Annotated in this window: 15 protein-coding genes; 14 read left to right on the top strand and 1 reads right to left on the bottom strand. The window is 35.1% G+C overall.

The window, feature by feature from the left end:
• Nucleotides 1-20 precede the first annotated feature (20 nt).
• A complete protein-coding gene (locus tag IGJ46_RS08585) occupies nt 21-362 on the bottom strand; it encodes an EamA family transporter (protein WP_002356899.1) in 342 nt (113 codons plus the stop codon).
• A 247-nt stretch (nt 363-609) separates the two neighbouring features.
• Here IGJ46_RS08585 and IGJ46_RS08580 point away from each other — a divergent pair, with 247 nt between their 5' ends.
• From IGJ46_RS08580 to IGJ46_RS08515, 14 genes are all read left to right on the top strand, one after another.
• Nucleotides 610-1,404 (top strand): ABC transporter permease, encoded by a 795-nt coding sequence (locus IGJ46_RS08580; protein ID WP_002356900.1) that lies wholly within the window; start codon nt 610-612, stop codon nt 1,402-1,404.
• A gap of 12 nt (nt 1,405-1,416) precedes the next feature.
• Complete coding sequence (locus IGJ46_RS08575) at nt 1,417-2,634, top strand: ABC transporter ATP-binding protein (protein ID WP_002356901.1); 1,218 nt, start codon at nt 1,417-1,419, stop codon at nt 2,632-2,634.
• Nucleotides 2,624-5,767: a glycosyltransferase gene (locus IGJ46_RS08570; protein WP_218391181.1), complete on the top strand. Its 3,144-nt coding sequence runs from the start codon at nt 2,624-2,626 to the stop codon at nt 5,765-5,767. The genes IGJ46_RS08575 and IGJ46_RS08570 overlap by 11 nt, the downstream gene beginning before the upstream one ends.
• A gap of 11 nt (nt 5,768-5,778) precedes the next feature.
• Complete coding sequence (locus IGJ46_RS08565) at nt 5,779-7,920, top strand: glycosyltransferase family 2 protein (RefSeq protein ID WP_002394825.1); 2,142 nt, start codon at nt 5,779-5,781, stop codon at nt 7,918-7,920.
• Nucleotides 7,921-9,924 (top strand): DUF7657 domain-containing protein, encoded by a 2,004-nt coding sequence (locus tag IGJ46_RS08560; RefSeq protein ID WP_002383759.1) that lies wholly within the window; start codon nt 7,921-7,923, stop codon nt 9,922-9,924. It abuts the gene before it with no gap.
• Between the two features lie 28 nt (nt 9,925-9,952).
• Nucleotides 9,953-11,254 carry an EpaQ family protein gene (locus tag IGJ46_RS08555; RefSeq protein WP_049087655.1) on the top strand — a complete coding sequence of 434 codons (1,302 nt, stop codon included), beginning with the start codon at nt 9,953-9,955 and terminating at the stop codon, nt 11,252-11,254.
• A gap of 105 nt (nt 11,255-11,359) precedes the next feature.
• Nucleotides 11,360-12,757, top strand: coding sequence for a sugar transferase (locus tag IGJ46_RS08550; protein WP_002356909.1), 1,398 nt, complete (start codon nt 11,360-11,362; stop codon nt 12,755-12,757).
• A gap of 134 nt (nt 12,758-12,891) precedes the next feature.
• Nucleotides 12,892-13,650: a glycosyltransferase family 2 protein gene (locus IGJ46_RS08545; RefSeq protein WP_002356910.1), complete on the top strand. Its 759-nt coding sequence runs from the start codon at nt 12,892-12,894 to the stop codon at nt 13,648-13,650.
• A 15-nt stretch (nt 13,651-13,665) separates the two neighbouring features.
• Complete coding sequence (locus IGJ46_RS08540; protein WP_002380524.1) at nt 13,666-14,514, top strand: LicD family protein; 849 nt, start codon at nt 13,666-13,668, stop codon at nt 14,512-14,514.
• Between the two features lie 241 nt (nt 14,515-14,755).
• Entirely contained in the window at nt 14,756-16,990 is a 2,235-nt protein-coding gene (locus tag IGJ46_RS08535; protein WP_010717824.1) for a DUF5776 domain-containing protein, read from the top strand.
• 246 nt (nt 16,991-17,236) lie between these two features.
• Complete coding sequence (locus IGJ46_RS08530) at nt 17,237-17,941, top strand: IspD/TarI family cytidylyltransferase (RefSeq protein ID WP_002378508.1); 705 nt, start codon at nt 17,237-17,239, stop codon at nt 17,939-17,941.
• 13 nt (nt 17,942-17,954) lie between these two features.
• Nucleotides 17,955-19,013: an NAD-dependent epimerase/dehydratase family protein gene (locus IGJ46_RS08525; RefSeq protein ID WP_002378507.1), complete on the top strand. Its 1,059-nt coding sequence runs from the start codon at nt 17,955-17,957 to the stop codon at nt 19,011-19,013.
• Between the two features lies 1 nt (nt 19,014).
• Nucleotides 19,015-19,989: a glycosyltransferase family 2 protein gene (locus tag IGJ46_RS08520; RefSeq protein WP_033640740.1), complete on the top strand. Its 975-nt coding sequence runs from the start codon at nt 19,015-19,017 to the stop codon at nt 19,987-19,989.
• Nucleotides 19,990-20,029: 40 nt separating this feature from the next.
• On the top strand, nt 20,030-21,460 hold the full coding sequence (locus tag IGJ46_RS08515) for an O-antigen ligase family protein (RefSeq protein WP_218391180.1): 1,431 nt from the start codon (nt 20,030-20,032) through the stop codon (nt 21,458-21,460).
• The last annotated feature ends 37 nt before the right edge of the window (nt 21,461-21,497 follow it).

Here is a 21,497-nt window from a genome sequence, read left to right as displayed (position 1 = left end):
AGTTTAAGGTCTTTGTTGTTTTATTTAAGATTCATAATCACAATGCCGACAATAATAACCACAGCACCGATAAGGGCATTCGTTGTGATTGTCTCTTTTAGAATAAGATTTGAAGCAATTAAAATAGCGATGTTTGTACAGGCAACGCCTAAAGGAACAATGTAAGAAACATCGGAACGACTAATAATTAACATCCATAAAATAAAACTAATTAAATAACAAAATAAACCCAATAAAGATATAAGTGAGATATTCATTGAAAAGATTGTTTGTTGGAGTTGGATGTTCAAACTGCTAGAACCTAGTTTAAATAAGACCAGACCAGCAGAAGACAGAAATACGTAAATAATAAAAAGAACCATAATTTCCCTTCTCTCAAAAATAGTTTCCGTGCAAAAAAATGCAAGACCTCCATTATTGTAGCATAATCTCCTAAAAATTGGACAAGATTTTTTAATATAGTGAAATCAGTTAAATTTTTCTTTATAAAAAGGGGTCTACTATTGAAAAGCTAGGCGTTTATCGATAAAATAGAAATGTTGTTTAAAATGGCATTTTTGTATCCAAAAATTTTAGATAAAAATAGTTTATTACGGAAGGAATAAGTATATGTTTAAAGAAACATTTTCAATTTTCAAGAATATTTTTCAGAACAAAAAATTGTTATTACAATTTTCATTTAATGATTTTAAGGCCAAGTATGCTGGTTCAGCACTAGGAATTGTCTGGGCGTTTTTAACGCCATTAGTAACTGTTTTGACGTATTGGTTTGTCTTTTCTGTAGGCCTTCGTTCTAGAGCTGGCGACAATATGCCGTTCATTGTCTATTTAGTAACAGGGATGGTACCTTGGTTCTTCTTTTCAGATTCGTTATTATCAGCCACGAATGTGTTTCGTGAATATAGTTATTTAGTTAAAAAAGTCGTGTTTAATGTACAAATTTTACCAACGTCTAAAATTTTATCGAACTTGTACACCCACTTGTTTTTCATTCTAATTGGTTTTGTAATTACTACAGCTAACGGTTATTACCCAAGTCTGTACAGTTTGCAATTAATTTACTACTTAGCTTGTTTATTAGTCTTTTTAACAGCAATTACGTGGATTACTGCTTCAACACAACCATTTTTACCTGATATTATGCAATTTATCAATATCATTATGCAAACAGTTATGTGGACATTGCCAATTTTATGGCAACCAACTGGAATGATTGCGACAATCTTAAAAATCAATCCATTATATTATATTGTTCAAGGATACCGCGAATCTTATTTAGGCGGTGCATGGTTCTGGGAACATTGGCAATATAGCTTATATTTCTGGGGAGTTACTATTGTTTTACTATTAATTGGCTCAACCGTGTTTAGACGCTTAAAACCACATTTTTCAGATGTACTATAAGGAGAGAACGACATGTCAGAATATGCAATCGATATCCAACATATTACCAAAACATACAACATGTATAAAAAGCCGTCCGATCGGTTTAAAGAAGCGCTTAGTCCAACTAAAAAATCTTACCACGATTTGTTTTATGCGTTAGACGATGTCACGATGCAAATTAAAAAAGGCGAGATGATTGGCTTTGTCGGCGAAAATGGTTCTGGAAAATCAACCATGTTAAAAATTATTACAGGAGTATTAACGCCAACCTCCGGGTCCATGGTGATTAATGGGAAAATTTCAGCGTTGCTTGAATTAGGTTCAGGTTTTAACCCTGAATATTCAGGATATGAAAATATTTTCTTAAATGGAATGGTCTTGGGTTTTTCCCGAGAAGAGATGGAAGAGCGTGTCCAAGATGTCATTGATTTTGCTGACATCGGCGATCATTTGTATCAACCAGTTAAAACGTACTCTAGTGGTATGTTTGTCCGCTTGGCTTTTGCGGTAGCCATTAACGTGGATCCCGATATTTTAATTGTCGATGAAGCGTTGGCTGTCGGGGATTTAGAGTTTCAATTAAAATGTATGGAAAAATTTACAGAAATTAAAAATTCTGGTAAAACAATTTTATTTGTTTCTCACGATGTAAACTCCATTCGTCGTTTTTGTGACAGAACTTTTTGGTTGCAACACGGGAAAGTCGTTGAATATGGAGATACGATGGACGTGACGACCAACTACGAAAACTTTTTGAAAAAGAAATCAATTAAAACGGTTGACCGCGAAGCGACCATGAAAGATGAAACCCCAACACCAGATATTATTGAAGTGGATCATGCGGAACTTTTAAACGCGGATTATGAACCCTTAGAAATGGTAACGCAAGATGAAAAAGTGATTGTAAAAATTGAATATACTGTCAAAAACGACCAAATTAAGAAGCCTGTTTGTGGGGTCGCTATTCGAACAGTGGACAATCATTATGTCTGTGGCTTAAATACGTTGTTAGATGGCGTGCAAATTCCTTGGAAAAAAGGACGGAATGTTTTTTATTTAGAATATGAAAAAATGTCATTATTAACAGGTGAATATTATTTTGATATTGCTTTCTTTGAGGAACATGCAACAGTCCCATTAGTCTACAAAACAAAATACGTGACGATGTTTATTACCGGTCGTTATGCCGGAGAAGGAATTGTCATCTTAGATCATAAATGGAAGGATACGACAAAAGATGAAGTATGATTTTGAAATGGAAACAGACGAGAGTACCAGTGTTGGGAAAATCGTAGCACAAATCAAAGAAAATAGTGATGTCTTGGAATTTGGTCCAGGTAATGGGCGAATGACTAGCTATTTGATGGAAGAAAAAAAGTGCCGGGTCTCAATTGTTGAATTAGACAAAGAACTTTATGATCATGTCAGTCAATTTTCAACAGATGCCTTTTATGGCAATATTGATGAAAATGATTGGGTCGAATACTTTGCTGGTAAGACGTTTGATTATATCGTTTTTGCAGATGTGTTGGAACATTTAATGAATCCTCAAAGCGCCTTAGCAAAAGTCAAACCGTTTTTAAAACCAGGTGGTCAAATCTTAATCACTTTCCCTAATTTGGCGCATAATTCTGTCTTAATTGATTTATTTAATAATCGTTTAACGTGGAATGAAACTGGGCTGTTGGATGCTACGCATAAATCATTCTATTTACAAGAAGGATTTGAAAAAGTTTTTGCAGAAGTTGGTTTATACATTGCCAAAGAAGATTTTACATTTAATCAAGTTGGCTACAACGAAATTCCTACGACGTATGAAGCGTTACCTGTAGAAGTACAAGCAGCTTTTAAAGCGCGTCCCTTTGGCGAAGTGTATCAGTACTTTTTTGCCTTGACTGCTGAACCAGTAGAACAGCCAGAGCGAGTGACACCAGTAAATTCATACAATGAAAAAAACGTTCATATTTTAATTAATTGCGGCGAAGAAAAAGAGACTGAGTTGGATCAACCAGTTGATTTACAAAAACCTGAAACAAAACAGTTCCAACTGAAGATACCAGAAGACGTCCAACTGATAAAATTATTCCCAAGTTTAACGGGGACAATTATCAAATTATCCATGACGATAGACGGGGAGACAGTCCCAGTCGCAGCCACGAATGCTTTTCTGGTACAAGAGAATGTCTATTATTTCTTAGATACGCAAGTCCCTGTAATCGAAGTAACCGATGCACAAATGGCAGGCAAAGACCTGACAGTAGCCATTGATTATTTCTTTGAAGGCAACTATTCAGAACGTGAAAATACCTTTATTCATGCACTGTTAGATGAAAGAAATCAATTTTTAGAAGAAATGAATAAACAGACGGAGACTGCCCCTATGCCTACTGGAAAATATAAACGAATCACGTTAACTAAATTTGATAAAATGATTAATTTAACCATCGACGATATTGCTCGCGATGTAGAAAATAACGTTTCTGTTATCAGAGGGTGGGCGTATGACAAACAAACAAATTATCCGCTAAGATTCAGCATTGCAGAAGCTAGTGAATCAGTCACTTATACGGTGGAAACAGAATACCGTCGGGATGTTATTGATATGTTTGAATTAGAAGGCGATCAAGATTATGGTTTTGTCATTACGATTAAAGATCCAGAAGATTTACCAGCCTACACGCTAAACATTGACACCAAATCAGGTCAGAAGGTTCAATACGTGGTAGAGCGTCCAAACATGGTTCAACCAGGTACGAAATTTGATCGAGCATGGCGTTCGATTCAGACACGTGGTTTGATGGGCTCAGTGAAGTGGTACTTTAAACGACAAGAAAAAGCAGAAGCCCCTGTTGACGTGGAGGCAGTTTTAGCGGAAATTAAAACGTTCCAATTTCAGCCTAAAATTTCTGTCGCTGTGCCTGTTTATAATGTCGAAGAAAAATGGCTTGCAGCATGTGTCTCTTCTTTACAAAATCAGTACTATGAAAATTGGGAGTTATGTTTAGCAGATGATGCATCGCCAAGCGAACATATTAAGCCCATGCTAGAAAAATATAAAGAACTAGATCAACGAATCAAAGTTATTTATCGCGAAGAAAACGGACATATTTCAGAAGCCACTAACTCAGCTTTGTCGATTGCTACTGGCGATTTTGTTGGTTTCATGGATAACGATGATGAATTAGCGCCACAAGCATTATATGAAGTGGTCAAAGCTTTAAATACAGACCCAACGATTGATTTTCTTTATACTGATGAAGATAAAATTACAGAAAATGGTCGTCGCTTCAACGCGTTTTACAAATCGGACTGGAATCCAGAACTGATTTTAAACCATAATTACATTACACACTTTGTTGTTGTGAAACGTGATTTATTAGAAAAAGTAGGCGGATTGAATTCAGCATATAACGGCGCTCAAGACTATGATTTCGTATTGCGAGCAACGGAACAAGCAACGAAAATCAAGCATATTCCTGGTATGATGTATCATTGGCGTGCCATTGAATCATCGACTGCTCTAAACCCTGAAAGCAAAGGTTACGCCTATGTAGCTGGTCAAAAAGCGGTCCAAGCGGCAACGGAACGCCGTGGCTTAAAAGCACAAGTAGAGATTGCCGAATTTTATGGTTCCTATAAAATTAACTATCTTTATGATCATGTGCCGATGGTATCATTGATTATTACGAATGATACAGAGAATATGAGTAGTTACTTACGTCAATTATTAGAAAAAACTGCCTATACAAATTATGAAATTCTATTGCCTGCACGCTTCGAGAATCAAATAAATATCCAAAATGACCGTCTTCGTTATGTTTCAACAGAAACTCGTCATGGCATGATTCAAGCTGCTAAGGGAGAATATGTGGCTTTATTAAATGCTGGATTGGTACCAACGAAAAATGATTGGTTAAAAGAGTTAATGAACATTGGTCAACAAGAGACCTCTGGTTTAGTGACTGGCCGCGTAGTTGACGCACGCTATCGCGTGGAAACGGTGGGAGTATCAGTTGATACAGACAAAGGTCGATTACTTTATCCCGAAAAAGGCACCCCTGGTAAAAGCTTAGGTTACTATTACAGAATTGCTTTACCAAGAAATATTCAAGCAGCAACTGAAGACTGCTTACTATTCAACAAACAACTTTACCTAAATTTAGAAGGAATTAACGAAAACTTAGGAAAAGAGTGGATGGGTGTCGATTTATCGTTACAATTTGCTAGCGCTGGTAAACGAAATGTATATGTGTCCTATGCAATTTTGAAAGCAGACGAAAAAATGCAAAACCATGATAAAAAAGGATCTTATAAAGAACTTGCGGAAAAATGGACCGCGGAAGCTTTAGTTGATCCCTACCGAAATCCGAAACATCTATAAGGAGAATGCACATGAATGAAGACATTAAGGTGATCTTTGATAGTATCTATCGCGACAAAACAACAAATAATTTAACCATTACAGGTTGGGCGTTGGATACAATCACTAAAGAAAGCCCAACTTTCACAATTAATAATGAAAACCAAGTGTCCGCTTATAACATTCAGCGCGTTTTACGTGAAGATGTTAATCAAATTTATCAAACAGAGCCTGCGATTGAAGCTGGCTTTGTTGTTACACTTGAAGGAATTAAACAAAAAAAAGTACTCCCTTTTCATTTTCAATCATCAGCACATGTTGTAACGGTGGATTTTCCCTTGAATAAAAAATATCCAGTGATTCCAGGGACAGAAGATAAAGTGACTCGTCTTTGGATAAAAGCCAAAAAAGGATTTAAGTATATGGCTAAAAATGGTATTTCTCATACCATTCAACGAGCGAAAATTGAGAAACTAAGAAATCAAGCTTCGTATCCTAACTGGTTAGCTAGAAATGAAGTACTAGACATAGAAGCGATGACACAAGAAATCGCAACATTTCATTATCAGCCTAAAATTTCCATTGCGATGCCAGTGTATAATGTTGAAGAAAAATGGCTTCGGTTGTGCATTGATTCTATTTTGAATCAAGTCTATACTAACTGGGAATTATGTATGGCCGATGACGCCTCAACAGATCCTAATGTCAAAAAGATTTTAACAGAGTACCAGCAATTGGATGAGCGAATTCGGGTCGTCTTTCGTGAACAAAATGGTCATATTTCCGAAGCAACCAACTCTGCTTTAGCGATTGCTACCGGAGAATTTGTCGCCTTACTAGACAACGATGATGAATTAGCGATCAATGCTTTTTATGAAGTGGTTAAAGTGCTGAATGAAAACCCAGAACTGGATTTAATTTATAGTGATGAAGATAAGATTGACATGGATGGAAATCGTTCTGATCCAGCCTTTAAACCAGATTGGTCACCTGATTTACTTTTAGGAACCAATTACATTTCGCATTTAGGCGTGTATCGTCGGAGTATTCTAGAAGAAATTGGCGGCTTTCGAAAAGGTTACGAAGGTTCTCAAGACTACGATTTAGTCTTAAGATTTACTGAAAAAACGACAAAAGAACGCATCAAACATATTCCAAAAGTTCTTTACTATTGGCGGATGCTGCCAACCTCAACAGCAGTGGATCAGGGCTCCAAAGGTTATGCTTTTGAAGCGGGGCTAAGAGCCGTGCAAGATGCGCTCGTTCGTCGAGGAATTAATGGTCATGCAACGCATGGGGCGGCGAATGGCTTATACGATGTTTATTATGACATTAAATCCGACAAGTTAGTCTCAATTATTATTCCAACTAAAAATGGCTATAAAGACGTACAACGTTGTGTTTCATCGATTATTGAAAAAACAACCTACCAAAATTACGAGATTATTATGGCTGATAATGGAAGTACAGATCCAAAAATGCACGAATTATATGCAGAATTTGAACAACAATTACCTGGCCGCTTTTTCGTTGAATCAATCGATATTCCATTCAATTTCTCAACTATTAACAATCGTGCAGCGAAAAAAGCGCACGGAGAGTATTTATTATTTTTAAATAATGATACCGAAGTGATTACAGAGAATTGGTTAACCTTGATGGTTTCATTTGCTCAGCAAGAACGGATTGGCTGTGTAGGTGCGAAATTATTGTATCCAAATAATACGGTCCAACACGCAGGCGTTATTTTAGGATTAGGTGGTGTCGCTGGACATGGTCATTATGGTTATCCCCATGGTGACTTAGGCTATTTTGGTCGGTTAGCTATTAATGTTAATTATTCAGCAGTAACTGCCGCATGCTTACTTATGAAAAAAGCAGATTTTGATGCAGTTGGTGGTTTTGAAGAAGCGTTTACCGTAGCTTTCAATGATGTTGATTTATGCTTGAAAGTCCAAGCTTTAGGACGTGACAATGTCTGGCTTCATGAAGCAGAGCTTTATCATTTTGAATCTCAAACTCGTGGATATGATGATAAAGGCAAAAAGAAAAAACGTTTTGAACAAGAAAAAGTGATGATGGAAGAAAAATGGGGACCTTTAATTGAAAATGATCCATTTTATAATCCTAATCTGACAAGGGATATTCCCAACTTTTCATTACGAATTGACTAGATGCAATTGCGGATGACGAAATGGAGCGAAAAGATGGAACAACAACTAACTACAAGAAAAGAAAAACAACCATTACGCAACCAAGCTGAGCAGAGCGCTCGCTTGGTTGATCATTTGTTACGCTGGCGCTATCTGCTAGCGGCAGTCATTTTTATTTTACTGGTCGCCTTTAAAGTCCATGGTAGTTCATTAAACATGTGGGATGCGTATGTTTCTGAATATGCGGATGGCCAAAAAAGTTCATTAATTGCTGGTGAACCAAGAGGTGTTCGCTCGGATGAATGGCTCGTTCAAACCCCCTTTAGCCTCTCACAAACACAAACAGGTTTGAAAACACATAATGATGTGATTACGTTAAATGGGCAAGACATGGTGGTAGGCTATAATTCACCAGCGTGGAATTTGGCCACGTTAGCGAAACCTTTTACGTGGGGCTATGTACTATTAGGCAAAGAATATGGCTTATCATGGTATTGGAATCTTAAATTAATTGGCTTAATTTTATTTTCTTTTGAAATTGGTTTGATCGTCACACGGCGGAATAAATATTTAGCTTTGTTAGCAAGTGTTTGGATTCCGTTCTCTTCGGCCCTTCAATGGTGGTTTGTCTCGCCAGTTGGAGATTTAGTATTTTTTGGCTTAGGTTTTTTAGTGGGAATTTATAATTATTTCTATTATCATAGTAGTGTTCGACGTCGTGTCATTTGTGCGATAACGGCTGTTATTATGGCCTCAGGATTTGTTTTAGTTATTTATCCTGCGTTACAAGTACCACTTGGTTATTTGATTTTATTATTTTTAATTTTATTCTTTTTAGAATTTCGTAAAAAAATTAAGTTGGATAAGTGGGATGGGGTCCTGATAGGTGGGGCACTCTTGATGACGGCGATTATTGTTGGCGGATCGCTATATGGCTCATTGGATTCCTTAAAAGCAGTAATGGATACCGCTTATCCAGGAAAACGGGTAAGTTTAGGTGGCGATATGCCTAAACGCGATATTTTGTTATTTTTAACAAATTGGAAAATGCCGTTTCAAGATGTTCCATATTCAAATAATTCGGAAATCAGTAGTTTTTATCAATTATTTTTTGTTATTTTGCCGCTCTCACCATTTATTTTTTATAAAAAAATCAAAGAAAACATTTACGGTTTTGTCTTATTCGTGTATTGTTTATTTAACTTAGTTTGGATGAGCGTTCAATTTCCAACAATTTTTGCTAAGTTGACATTGTGGTCTTATGTGCCAGAACAACGGGCGATGTTATCCTTCGGGTTTGCCGCTGTGTTATTGAGTTTATGGTTCATCGATTATTTATGGAATCGCCAAGCAAAAATTCCAATGATGGCCTGGTTAGGGGCGCTAGGATTAAATGTTGTTCTGTATTTCTTTGTTTTATATACGGGCAATTTACGGTTATATGTTACACGAATGGACATCATTGGTGTCTTAGTTGTCGCTACCGTTTTAATTGTTGCTTTATTTAAACGTTGGCGCACGTTATTTGTCCTTGTCTTATTAGGAATCATTATGGTTTCTGGAGCCTTTGTAAATCCAATTTCTCGTGGCGTTTCTGCTGTCTATGGAAAAAAATTAGCGGTAGAAGTGGAAGAAATTAACAAAAAAGACCCCAACCAATTGTGGGTGGGCGAACGCTTGATGTATGGCTATTTGCCAATGTTAGGTGTGCATACATTTAACGGTGTTGCTTTTACACCTGACTTAGAGGCTTGGAAACCATTAGATCCAAAAGGAAAAGACACATTTATTTATAATCGCTATGCGCACATCAATGTTGAAGTAGGAAATCAGACCCCTGTTTTAGAGTTGATGCAAAAAGATGCGATTATTGCTCGTTTATCTCCAGAAAAATTAAAAGAATATGGGATTAAATATGCGGTCGTTTATAAACCATTAGAACCGTTAGACACACCAACGATTCATTTTGAAAAATTATATGGACCTGATCAGAACGGGGCATATATTTATCGAATAAACGACTAGTGATTCATTCATGGAATGAGGTTTGAATATGGGAAAAGTATTGAATAGAATCGGTCGACTTATTTTATTAGTAACAATGATCGGCTCGTATACGATGTGGGTCGTAGGAATTGATGCGCCAGTCACAAAATATATGTATGCCAATAGTTCAATTTTATTATTAATAGCAGTAATACTTGTACTGCTATTAAATTGTACAAAATTAAAATTTATTGACTGGCTGACCGTAGCGTTGGCACTAGCCACCTGGCTCTTGTTTCACTTTACGGAATCAATCCGTCATAGCACAATGCAAACAGATACAATGATTCCTTTAATTATTTTGTTGGTCCTTTGTTTTAAAGTTTGTGTCTTTGATCGTTTGGATCAAACATTTTTATTAATTGTCTCTTTAGTTGCTTTGAGTGCGACTTTGTATCGGATGTCCGTGGAGTTGCCTCAGTTGATTCCAGCAGACGAAATTTTTAAAGAATCAAATAAACTAGAAAGTATTTGGATTAATACCAATACGATTGGTGCAACGTTGATGTTTTCAACAATGATGGCCAGTAGTTTGATCAAAGCATATAGAAATAAGGTTTTTAACCTGCTGCTTTTACCTGTATACATTGGTGGTGTTTTAGGTACATGGGTCAGTCAATCAAAAACCTCTTTTGCCATTTTAGTTGGTTTTATTCTGGTGGATAATCTTTTACCAAAACGTTTCTTGCAACGTTCGAAAGTTTGGCTGTTTGGTTTTGTCGGAGTAGCTGCATTGGGACCATTGTTATTTTACTTATGTGCGGAATCGGATACTGTTGATTTATTTACAGGAAGAGAACGAATTTGGCATGAGTTTTTTGCTAAATGGTTATCTGATCCTCAACATATTAAAGTCGGTATGGAGCCTTTTGTGGCCTCATGGAAACCGCTGGGGACACATAATGCTTTTCTATTTACGTTAAGTAATTTTGGTGTCATCGGCTATCTGATTTTATTTGGTTTTTTAGTCAGTATGATTTTATTGATTGGTTTCCGTAAAAAAACATTGGATCGTTTGCAAGTTAGTTTACTTTTAGGCTTCCTTTTAATCTGGATTCATTCATTTATGGAAGATATTTTATTAGCGCCTCATTGGATGCCGATAGTTTATAGTTTCCTTGGGCTAGCCTTCTACTTCCGGCCAGAGAAAAAACGAGGAAGACATGAAAGACCAACGACACCTAAAAGAAGAAAACGAGTGAAACAAACAAGTCCTGTTAGCAATGAAGAGCGCCCGATAGCACCTGTTGACGAAGAGGGCTGGGACCAACCTGAAGAATTAAGTCGTGTCCAAAGACATCGCAGATAATTTTCATCCTATAGAACTTTCTTGTCCGCTGACATTATGGTAATATAGGGGTTGCATGTTATTACAAATAATGTAATTACTGGAAGTGAAGAGAGGAAGTTTTTAATGACATCAAAAAGTGAATGGAGTAATGCAAGACGAATTGTAATTATTTTAGCAGACGTTTTGCTCTATAATTTATCAATCATCTTAGGGTTTATGGTGAAATTTGGCCGAGAAATTCCTTCATTTAACTTTGTGGCTTATGAAAAATCTGCAATTTACATTTCAATCTTTTTTATCTTTTTGAATTTGTTGTTAGGTGCGTATATTTTTTATAATCGCAAAATTAGTGACATCATTTTTGTCACGGTGATTGGTCAAATTTTAATGACTTTAACGATTATGATTGTGACATTTGCCGGACGTTGGTTTACGTTCCCGCGTTCTGTTTTAGGATATTCCTTTATAATCGGAATTATTGTTCTAAGTCTTTGGCGAATTCTTGTTTATTATCTTTACTTAAAGGTCAGCAATGAGCGAAAAGTTGTTTTACTAGGTAAAGAAAATCAAGTTATGCGGTCAATTCAAAACTTTATGTCTGATAAAAATAACAAGCATAAAGTAACGAGCGTTGTTGTCAGCAATTACTATGAAAACTTAAAAAAAATTATCGATGAAATCGATATTGTTTATATTTCAAGTAATGTTGATGAGAACGAAAAAGTAAAATTGTATCAATTAATTGTCAAACACAAGAAAAAAATCTTTTTAGATACAAGTTTTGAAAATCTAATTATGTTAAAACCAAACATGATGAACTTTGAAGATGAAAGTATTATCGAAGTCTCAAATTTTGAAATCCAACCAGAAGAGAATTTTATTAAACGTTTATTCGATATTTTAGTCTCTGTTTGCCTATTTGTGATTACCTCACCCTTAATGCTTATTGCAGCGATTTTAGTCAAAGCAACTTCACCGGGACCAGTGATTTACAAACAAACTCGGATTACATTAGATCAACGTGAGTTCTCGATTTTAAAATTTAGAACGATGTCGGCAACAGCGGAAGCAAAATCAGGTCCAGTCTTATCTACAAGTAACGACAGTCGCGTCACTACAGTTGGTAAATACTTGCGCGCTTTACGTATTGATGAGTTGCCACAACTAATCAATGTTATTCGCGGGGATATGTCCATTGTCGGACCACGTCCTGAACGACCATTCTTTGTTGATCAATTTAATCAGGAAAACCCGAATTACTATTTACGTCACAATGTACGTGCGGGGATTACCGGCTATGCCCAAGTTTATGGGAAGTATGCTTCTGACTACAATAGTAAATTGAACTTTGATTTACTGTACATCAAGAATTATTCATTACTGTTGGATATGAAAATTCTGCTTCAAACCATCAAAATTCTCTTTGATAAAGTATCATCAAGAGGATTGGATGAGTCTGAAGAACGTGAAGAATTGACGATGGATTATTGTAAAGAGAATGCTATTAGAATTTACCGTTAAAAGTTTGAGACATAAGTTATTTAAGCTTATGTCTCAAACTTTTTTTGGAAACAAGGAACGTTGAAATAATAAAAGAGCTATGCGATAATATAAACTGTTACATTCTTACATAAAATGCAACGAGGAGTGAACAAATGGAAACAGCACTTGTTTCAATTATTATGCCCATGTACAATGCTGGCAAATTTTTATCAAAATCTATTGAAAGCGTTCTGGAACAAACCTATCAGAATTGGGAATTATTACTCATTGATGATGGAAGTAAAGATGATTCTATTGATATTGCACTTGCCTTTATGGAAAAAGATTCAAGAATCTTTTTACTGAAAAATGAACAGAACATGGGCATTGCAAAGACCAGAAATAAAGGAATTGAAGCTTCAAAGGGACAATATATTGCCTTTTTAGATAGTGATGATTTATGGCTTCCTAATAAATTAGAAGTTCAAATCAAGTGGATGGAAGAAAAAAAACTTTTATTTACATGTAGTTCTTATTTTGTATGTAATGAAAATGGCAACATTACTCATGAGCGTAATTTTAGTGAGGGACCACAAACCTATCAAGATCTTTTAAAAACAAATACTATCGGCTGCTTAACAGTCGTAGTCGAATCTAATCTGCTTAAACGCCATTTAATGCCGGATTTAAAACATGAAGACTATGCTACTTGGTTAAACATTTTGAAAGAAATAAATACGGTCTATTTTATTAACGAAAAATTAGCCATTTATCGTAAGCTAACCACCTCTACATCTTCTAACAAATGGAATACAATCAGTTGGGTTTGGAAAATTTTGCGTCAAAATGAACAGTTTTCAGTTATTAAAAGTTCATTCTACTTAATGCGTTTTTTATTCTATACAACATTTAAATATGCAAAGAATGAATAGGGAGGAAAAGGAAAAGTGGAACAAACAACACAGACGCAATTAGTAGAAATTCAACAAGTCGTTTTACGCATGTCAAAATATTTTGTGGCTTTTTGTGAAGAACATAATCTAACCTGTTATTTTTGTGGAGGCGGTTGTATTGGAGCAATCCGCAGTCAAGGTTTTATTCCATGGGATGATGACTTAGATTTCTTTATGCCAAGACCAGATTATGAAAAATTAAAAGTGCTTTGGCCTAAATATGCGGATACAGAACGTTATCCATTGTTAGTTGCTTCAAAAACTTATAATGATCATAATTCATTTATGACAATTAGGGATGCACAGACAACGTTTATTAAAACCTATCAAGATGGATTAGCGATTCCTCATGGTATTCCTATCGATATTTTTCCTTTAGATGGTGCGCCAAAAGGAAATTTTCAAAGGAAGAAACAAAAAATTTGGGCATTAATTTATGCTTTATTCTGTTCACAAGTGGTACCAGAAAAACATGGTGGCATTTTAGCAACGGGGAGTCGGGTATTATTGAATATCTTTCCATCGAAAAAGGTTCGCTATCATATTTGGCGCTTTGCTGAAAAAAGAATGACTAAGTATTCCTTCGGCTCCACTCCTTATGTTACAGAATTATGTGTCGGACCACGTTACATGGGTAATATTTATCATTTGGAAGATTTTAAATCTGCTATTTTTGTTCCGTTTGAAGATACAAAAATGCCAATACCAGTGGGCTACAATCGCTACTTAACAGAGGTTTTTGGGGATTATATGCAATTGCCACCAGAGGAAGATCGCCAACCCCATCATGAAGCACTAATTGTTGATACTAAAAAATCGTACACAGAATATCTTAAAAAATAAATAAAAGATGAAAACAATCGATTAAAGATCTGTTTTCATCTTTTTACCATTTAAAAGTAAAAAATTGATATAGGAATGTTAAAAAAGCGTAATTGAATTTGAAATAAAGGTATGAGATAATAATTGGTGTTAGTTTTAAAATGTGAAAACAATTAGTTGAAGGTTATAGGATACACATTTTCGAGAGCGAATGGCAAGTGTTTAAGAAAGATACATATTATTAATATATAAGGAGAGTTTCATGAAAAAAATCATTTCAGGTATGTTAATTTGTACCGTATTATTAAATAGTTTTAGTGTGATTGCATCAGGAGAAGAGCTTGTAAAAACAGAAACAACGGGGGAGACTGGCTTGGTCACTCAAGCTACGTCAGAAACAACGACTAATTCAACGGAGGATACATCTTCTGTTACAGAAGAAAATACCTCTGAAAGAGATAGTTCTACTTCAAGCACAAAAGAAGAGTCTCTTGATTCTTCAACAAATAGTACAACGGAAGAACATTCTTCTGTTTCAGAAACAAACACAACAGATAGTAAAACAGAAGCCTCACAAAGCTCTGAAGTAGAAAAAAAGACCATTGACCAAGATGAAGCGGATTATCAAGAAGCAGCACGTGAAGGAACGAACCATAAAAAAGGAACATATGCTATGAAAAACGGCATTTCTTCTAGGGTAGCGCGAGCAACAGTTGCGAACGTCTATGCGAATGATCCTAATTTGCCTGGCAAGAATTTTATTGACGTTTCTAGTTGGAATGGAGACATTTCAGTAGCTGAATATCAAAAAATTAAAAGCTATGGTGTAACAGGTGTCTCGGTTAAATTGACAGAAGGAACTTGGTATGTTAATCCATATGCTGCGGGCCAAATTAGAAATGCCAAAGCTGCGGGCTTAAAAGTTTCAGCATATCACTATAGTATGTATGTCTCTGCTGCGACAGCACAAGATGAAGCAAGATATTTTGCTCAGGCGGCGGCTAACTCTGGCTTAGATAAAAATACCATAATGTTTAATGATGCGGAAGATCCAACGCTTACAAACAATGGGCGAAACGCCCATGCTAATTCTGTTGCGTTTAACCAGCAATTAAAGGCACTAGGGTATAAAAATGATGCGTTGTATGTTGGCAAATGGTGGTTAACAAATGGCTATATCGACACCTCCGCCTTCGGAAGAGACAGAGTATGGGTAGCGCAATATCCATATACTCCAGATAGTTCCATGCAGTGGAATAATGACCATGGTGCTTGGCAATGGTCTTCGCAAATGTATTTCCCTGGTTTAGCTAATTATGAAGGGCGTCCGTTTGATATTTCCATGACCTATAGTAATTTTTTAAATATGGGTAATAGTAGTGGGCCTGACTTAAGTAAGTATTACACAACTAATCCAGGTCGAGTAGTAGTAATGAAAGATGAAACATTTTATAACAACGCCGACTTTACAAGCAAAGGTGCCGCAGTGAAAAAGAATACACTAGTAGAAGTGCAAGGGATTGAGTACTCATCAACTGGGTACCCCCGTTTGGTAACACCTCAAGGATATTTAACGGCAAGAAAAGATATCGTTTTAGCGGCAATCAGTAATATTGATAAGTATTACACAGCTAATCCAGGTCGAGTAGTAGTAATGAAAGATGAAACATTTTATAACAATGCCGACTTTACAAGCAAAGGTGCCGCAGTGAAAAAGAATACACTAGTAGAAGTGCAAGGAATTGAATATTCATCAACTGGGTACCCTCGTTTGGTAACACCTCAAGGATATTTGACAGCGAGAAAAGATATCGTTTTAGCAGCAATCAGTAATATTGATAAGTATTACACAGCTAATCCAGGTCGAGTAGTAGTAATGAAAGATGAAACATTTTATAACAACGCCGATTTTACAAGCAAAGGTGCCGCAGTGAAAAAGAATACACTAGTAGAAGTGCAAGGAATTGAATATTCATCAACTGGGTACCCTCGTTTGGTAACACCTCAAGGATATTTGACAGCGAGAAAAGATATCGTTTTAGCAGCAATCAGTAATATTGATAAGTATTACACAGCTAATCCAGGTCGAGTAGTAGTAATGAAAGATGAAACATTTTATAACAACGCTGACTTTACAAGCAAAGGTGCCGCAGTGAAAAAGAACACACTAGTAGAAGTGCAAGGAATTGAATATTCATCTAATGGATATCCCCGCTTGGTAACAAGAAAAGGATATTTAACGGCAAGAAAAGATATCGTTTCAGCAGCAATCAGTAATATTGACAACTACTATACAGAAAATCCAGTAAAAATTGTAATGCTTGTCAATGATCGTTATTATACTGATTTAGAATTTAAAACACCTGGATCTCCAGTAAAAAAAGGAACTACTATTAGAGTGCAAGGAATTGAATATAGTAAAAATGGTTATCCAAGATTAAAAACATCACAAGGGTATATCACTTCGAATAAACGTTATGTACAAAAAGTGAATTAGTTAAGTAACTTAAAAAGGACACTCTAACGATTTAGTTAGGTGTCCTTTATTTAATAAATATTATTTTTGAAAAGGACAATATTTACAGTTCGATTAAGGTCTACGATAAATTATTGAAACTTACTGTTAGTTATGAGAAAATGTAAAAGATTGAATGCAGTTTTGGCTGTGTTGATGAATATATAAGTTAAACAAAATTGAAATAAAACTAGTTGTTGACTAGTTAAAGAAAGGATTTTGTATCAAATGATTACAGCTTTAATTATTGCCGGTGGGGTCGGTAAACGAATGGGGCAGGAGATTCCTAAACAATTTATTATGGTAGAGGAAAAACCGATAATTATCTACACATTGGAATCTTTTCAAAAGCATCCACTCATTGATCGAATCTTAGTTGTGTGTAAAAAAGGTTGGGAACAAACACTAGATGCCTATGCAAAAGAGTACCATATTGACAAATTACAATGGATTATCCCAGGGGGAAATTCTGGTCAAGAATCAATTAACAATGGGGTTAATTTCTTAAAAGAACATTCAAACCCAGAAGATACTATTGTTATCCATGACGGAATTCGTCCATTAGTTGATGAATTAGTTTTATCTGATGTAATTGTTAAGTGTCAAGAATACGGCAATGCAGTGACTTCGTTGCCATATAATGAACAAATTTTTGTAAAAGAAACTGAGGAAACAACTCGACAATATATTAATCGTGAAACATTACGTCGCGTGTCAACGCCACAAGCCTATAAATTTGAAAAATTAACTTGGGCTTACGAAAAAGCATTCCGTGAGAATATTGGTATTTCTGAATCGTCATATACGAATACTATGATGGTGGATTTAGGCGAAACATTGTATTTTGCTTTAGGCTCAGATAAAAACATTAAGTTAACCACACAAGATGACTTACAGTTATTTAAAGGCTTCTTGAAAATGAAAGAAGAGTAGTGGAGGGGATACCATGTTATTTACAGACGATAATTATTTATCAGACGTTGAACGAGTTTTAGAGAAGACACCAGATTGGACGAAAGTAACTAATAAATCTGTTTTTATAACTGGTGCTTCAGGCATGATTGGGACCTTTTTAATTGATGTGCTTATGTACCAAAATAAAACGAGAAATGCGAATATTTCGATCTGGGCGATGGGACGAACATTGTCGCGTTTAGAAGAGCGATTTACTAGTTATCTAGAAGATCCGTTATTCCATATAGTTATCGGAGATGTCACAGAAGAAATTCAGATAGCAGAAGCTTGTGACTATGTGTTGCATTGTGCTAGTAATACACATCCTAAATCATATGCCAGTGATCCAATTGGAACGATTATGACCAATATTGCTGGTACGCAGCATATTTTAGATTATGCGGTCAAAGCGAATAGTGAAAAAGTGTTATTTTTATCAACTGTTGAAATCTATGGAGAAAATCGTGGAGATCTTGATAAATTTACGGAAGACTATTGCGGCTATATTGACTGTAACACGCTACGGGCCGGTTATCCCGAAGGAAAAAGAGCAAGTGAATCATTATGTCAAGCCTATATTCAGAAATATGGTATTGATGTTGTTATTCCAAGAATTAGTCGTACTTTCGGGCCTACGATGTTACTTTCGGATAGTAAAGCTTCTTCTCAATTTATTATGAATGCAGTCCATAAAGAAAACATTGTGTTAAAAAGTGCAGGGACCCAACTATATTCTTATGCATATGTTGCAGATATTGTATCTGCTCTTCTGTTTTTATTAGTTAAAGGGCAAAAAGGGGAAGCTTACAATGTTTCAAACGAACATTGCGATATTACGTTACGTACTTTTGCGGAAACATTAGCCAATGTGGCTGGAACAAAAGTGATTCATGGAGAAGCCACCGCCCAAGAAAAACAAGGGTTTTCTAAAGCAACAAAAGCACTACTAGACAATCAAAAAATCTATGCATTAGGTTGGCGGCCACTGTACGACAGTATGGAAGAACCATTAAAACATACAATTAAAATTTTAGAAGGTAGCGGAAATTGATATGCCCAAAATTAGTATTATTGTTCCTGTATACAATGTAGAAAAATATTTAGAAAAATGTGTACGCTCTATTTTAGCTCAAACGTTTACTGACTTTGAATTAATTCTGGTGGACGATGGCTCTCCAGACAGTTCTGGAGCAATGTGTGATCAGTTTGCTGAACAAGATCAACGGGTAAAAGTTATCCATAAAGAAAATGGTGGGCTAAGCGATGCTCGCAATGCTGGAATTGAGATAGCGACAGGTGAGTATTTAGGTTTCGTAGATAGTGATGATTACATTGCGGATGATATGTATGAGTTATTATATACAAATATCGTAAAAGAAGATGCCGATTTATCAATCTGTGGTATTTATGATGTCTATGAGGGGAAAGAACCTGTTGTAAAAAGTTTAATACAGGGAACTTTTTCTAGAGAAGAAGCATTATTGTTAATTTTACAAGGAAACATTATTTCCGTACATGCTGTAAATAAATTATATAAACGAAAACTCTTTGAGGATTTAAGATATCCTAAAGGAAAGTATCATGAAGATTCATTTATTATAGTAGATTTGTTATCTAAATGTCAGAAAGTCTCTATTGATTCAACGCAAAAATATTACTATTATCATCGAATGGGTAGCATTAATACAGAAACGTTTTCAGATAAACAATTTGAGTTTATAGAAGCTTGGGAGAAAAATGAACTTAAATTGAAAGGCAAGGGAGCAGTTATAGAAGAAGCTGCCCATCAAAGAGTTTGTTTTGCAAATTTTTTAGTGTTAGATAAAATTTTGATTAGTAATGCTCCGAAGAAAAAAGAAACGAAACAAATTGTTCGCTATCTTCGGAAAAACTTTATTTTTATTATGAAAAATAAAGTTTTTACAAAAAGTCGTAAACTATCAATGATTTTACTTATGTTTGGTCTTCCTTTTTATAAAATACCAATTAAATTGAAAAGAAAATATATAGAAAAAACAATAGATTAACAAGTTGTAATCTAAAAGTTGTTTTAAATAATTGGAGGATATGATGATTATTAATTTATCACAGCAGATGCAAAAAATAGAAAAAAGGATAGCTATACCATATATTGTTTTTTTTGAGTTAGTTCTAATTTGTCGAATGGTTAGCATTTATTCGACTTTACCTACAAAAATAGATTCATTATTTACCTTGATAATTATGCTATTGTCAGGTGTTTACTTCATATGTCACTTCTTGCCAATTTTTATAGAAAAAAAACAAAGAAGAATAGAATACTGGCTAATTGCTTTTATAGGAATTTTATTTTTAACAACATTTATTAATCATACGTATGCTTTTTCAGAGAACATTAAGTTGATCATTTGGCAATGTATCTTTTTCTTTTCCGTTTACGAAGTAGGGCGTTCGAATGATAAATCTGTTTTTAAAGCTTTTGAGTATGTACTTTTAATTGTTTGGACCGCATTAGTAATCGTTGGGTTATACTTATTTTTTGCGCGAATCAGCTTTTCAAAACCAGTGGAGTCTTTGTATTACGGAATGAGAATCGGTTTTTTTGAAAACCGATTATATGGTGTTTTTGTGGAGCCTAATTATGCATGTACCATTTCTTTAGTTTGTATTTTGGTTGCAGTTCGGAATTTTATTAATACCAATAATAAATGGTTAAAAACGGCCTGTGCCATGGTAATTTTTCTGCAATTTAGTTATGTAGCGTTGTCTGGATCAAGATCAGGAGTCATCCAGTTGATTTCAATGGTGATCTTCGGTATGTTCTTTACAAATTGGCTCTTTCAAAAAAATACTTCTAAAACGATTATAAAAAAAGCTGTACAAGCTGTACTAGTTTCTTTTTTCTGTGGCGCTATTGTTTTCGGGGGCTTACAGTTAATAGAAAAAGGGTATATCGTTGCTGCAAATTCAGTGAATATTGAAGTACCAAAAGCTTTAGATAATAAAGAAAACGAAATTCTTGAAAATGAGAAAATTACCACTAAGAGACCAGATGTTGAAGGGAAAGGCGATATTTCAAATAGTCGATTTGCTCTTTGGAAAAGTGCGATAGACTTAATGAAATTGAATCCTATTTTTGGGACTTCTCCAAAAGGCTTCGTAGATATAGCCAAAGATAAATTACCACAAACGCATATTGCTAAAACTGCTCAAACACCGCATAGTTTTTTCTTCTATTTATTAGCAGCTACAGGAATTTCAGGCACAATTATATTTCTAATCTTTCTGTTATCTAAAATGTTTAATTCTGCTAAATTATTATTTAACGTTCGAATTAAAGATTATATGGATTTTGTATTAGATAACCAAATTGTGTTGGTAATTTTAATTTCTGGATTACTAATAACAGAAGTCATTTTAACAAGACGTTTTGCAACAGTTATTTTTTGGTTGTACTTGGGTAAGATTCAGTATCGCACTGACATGGAAAATGATTTGATTAGAGGAAATGAGCAATGATGCTCATTTTTTCTACTATACAATTGATTATTATATA

This window comes from Enterococcus sp. AZ120, assembly GCF_050546165.1.
GTDB lineage: Bacteria > Bacillota > Bacilli > Lactobacillales > Enterococcaceae > Enterococcus > Enterococcus faecalis.
This window is presented reverse-complemented; position numbering and strand designations above follow the sequence as displayed.

What these genes read in the sequence shown, in the direction of transcription:
- IGJ46_RS08585 (WP_002356899.1), bottom strand. Translation starts at nt 362, where the DNA reads ATGGTTCTTTTTATTATTTACGTATTTCTGTCTTCTGCTGGTCTGGTC.
- IGJ46_RS08580 (WP_002356900.1), top strand. Translation starts at nt 610, where the DNA reads ATGTTTAAAGAAACATTTTCAATTTTCAAGAATATTTTTCAGAACAAA.
- IGJ46_RS08575 (WP_002356901.1), top strand. Translation starts at nt 1,417, where the DNA reads ATGTCAGAATATGCAATCGATATCCAACATATTACCAAAACATACAAC.
- IGJ46_RS08570 (WP_218391181.1), top strand. Translation starts at nt 2,624, where the DNA reads ATGAAGTATGATTTTGAAATGGAAACAGACGAGAGTACCAGTGTTGGG.
- IGJ46_RS08565 (WP_002394825.1), top strand. Translation starts at nt 5,779, where the DNA reads ATGAATGAAGACATTAAGGTGATCTTTGATAGTATCTATCGCGACAAA.
- IGJ46_RS08560 (WP_002383759.1), top strand. Translation starts at nt 7,921, where the DNA reads ATGCAATTGCGGATGACGAAATGGAGCGAAAAGATGGAACAACAACTA.
- IGJ46_RS08555 (WP_049087655.1), top strand. Translation starts at nt 9,953, where the DNA reads ATGGGAAAAGTATTGAATAGAATCGGTCGACTTATTTTATTAGTAACA.
- IGJ46_RS08550 (WP_002356909.1), top strand. Translation starts at nt 11,360, where the DNA reads ATGACATCAAAAAGTGAATGGAGTAATGCAAGACGAATTGTAATTATT.
- IGJ46_RS08545 (WP_002356910.1), top strand. Translation starts at nt 12,892, where the DNA reads ATGGAAACAGCACTTGTTTCAATTATTATGCCCATGTACAATGCTGGC.
- IGJ46_RS08535 (WP_010717824.1), top strand. Translation starts at nt 14,756, where the DNA reads ATGAAAAAAATCATTTCAGGTATGTTAATTTGTACCGTATTATTAAAT.
- IGJ46_RS08530 (WP_002378508.1), top strand. Translation starts at nt 17,237, where the DNA reads ATGATTACAGCTTTAATTATTGCCGGTGGGGTCGGTAAACGAATGGGG.
- IGJ46_RS08525 (WP_002378507.1), top strand. Translation starts at nt 17,955, where the DNA reads ATGTTATTTACAGACGATAATTATTTATCAGACGTTGAACGAGTTTTA.
- IGJ46_RS08520 (WP_033640740.1), top strand. Translation starts at nt 19,015, where the DNA reads ATGCCCAAAATTAGTATTATTGTTCCTGTATACAATGTAGAAAAATAT.
- IGJ46_RS08515 (WP_218391180.1), top strand. Translation starts at nt 20,030, where the DNA reads ATGATGATTATTAATTTATCACAGCAGATGCAAAAAATAGAAAAAAGG.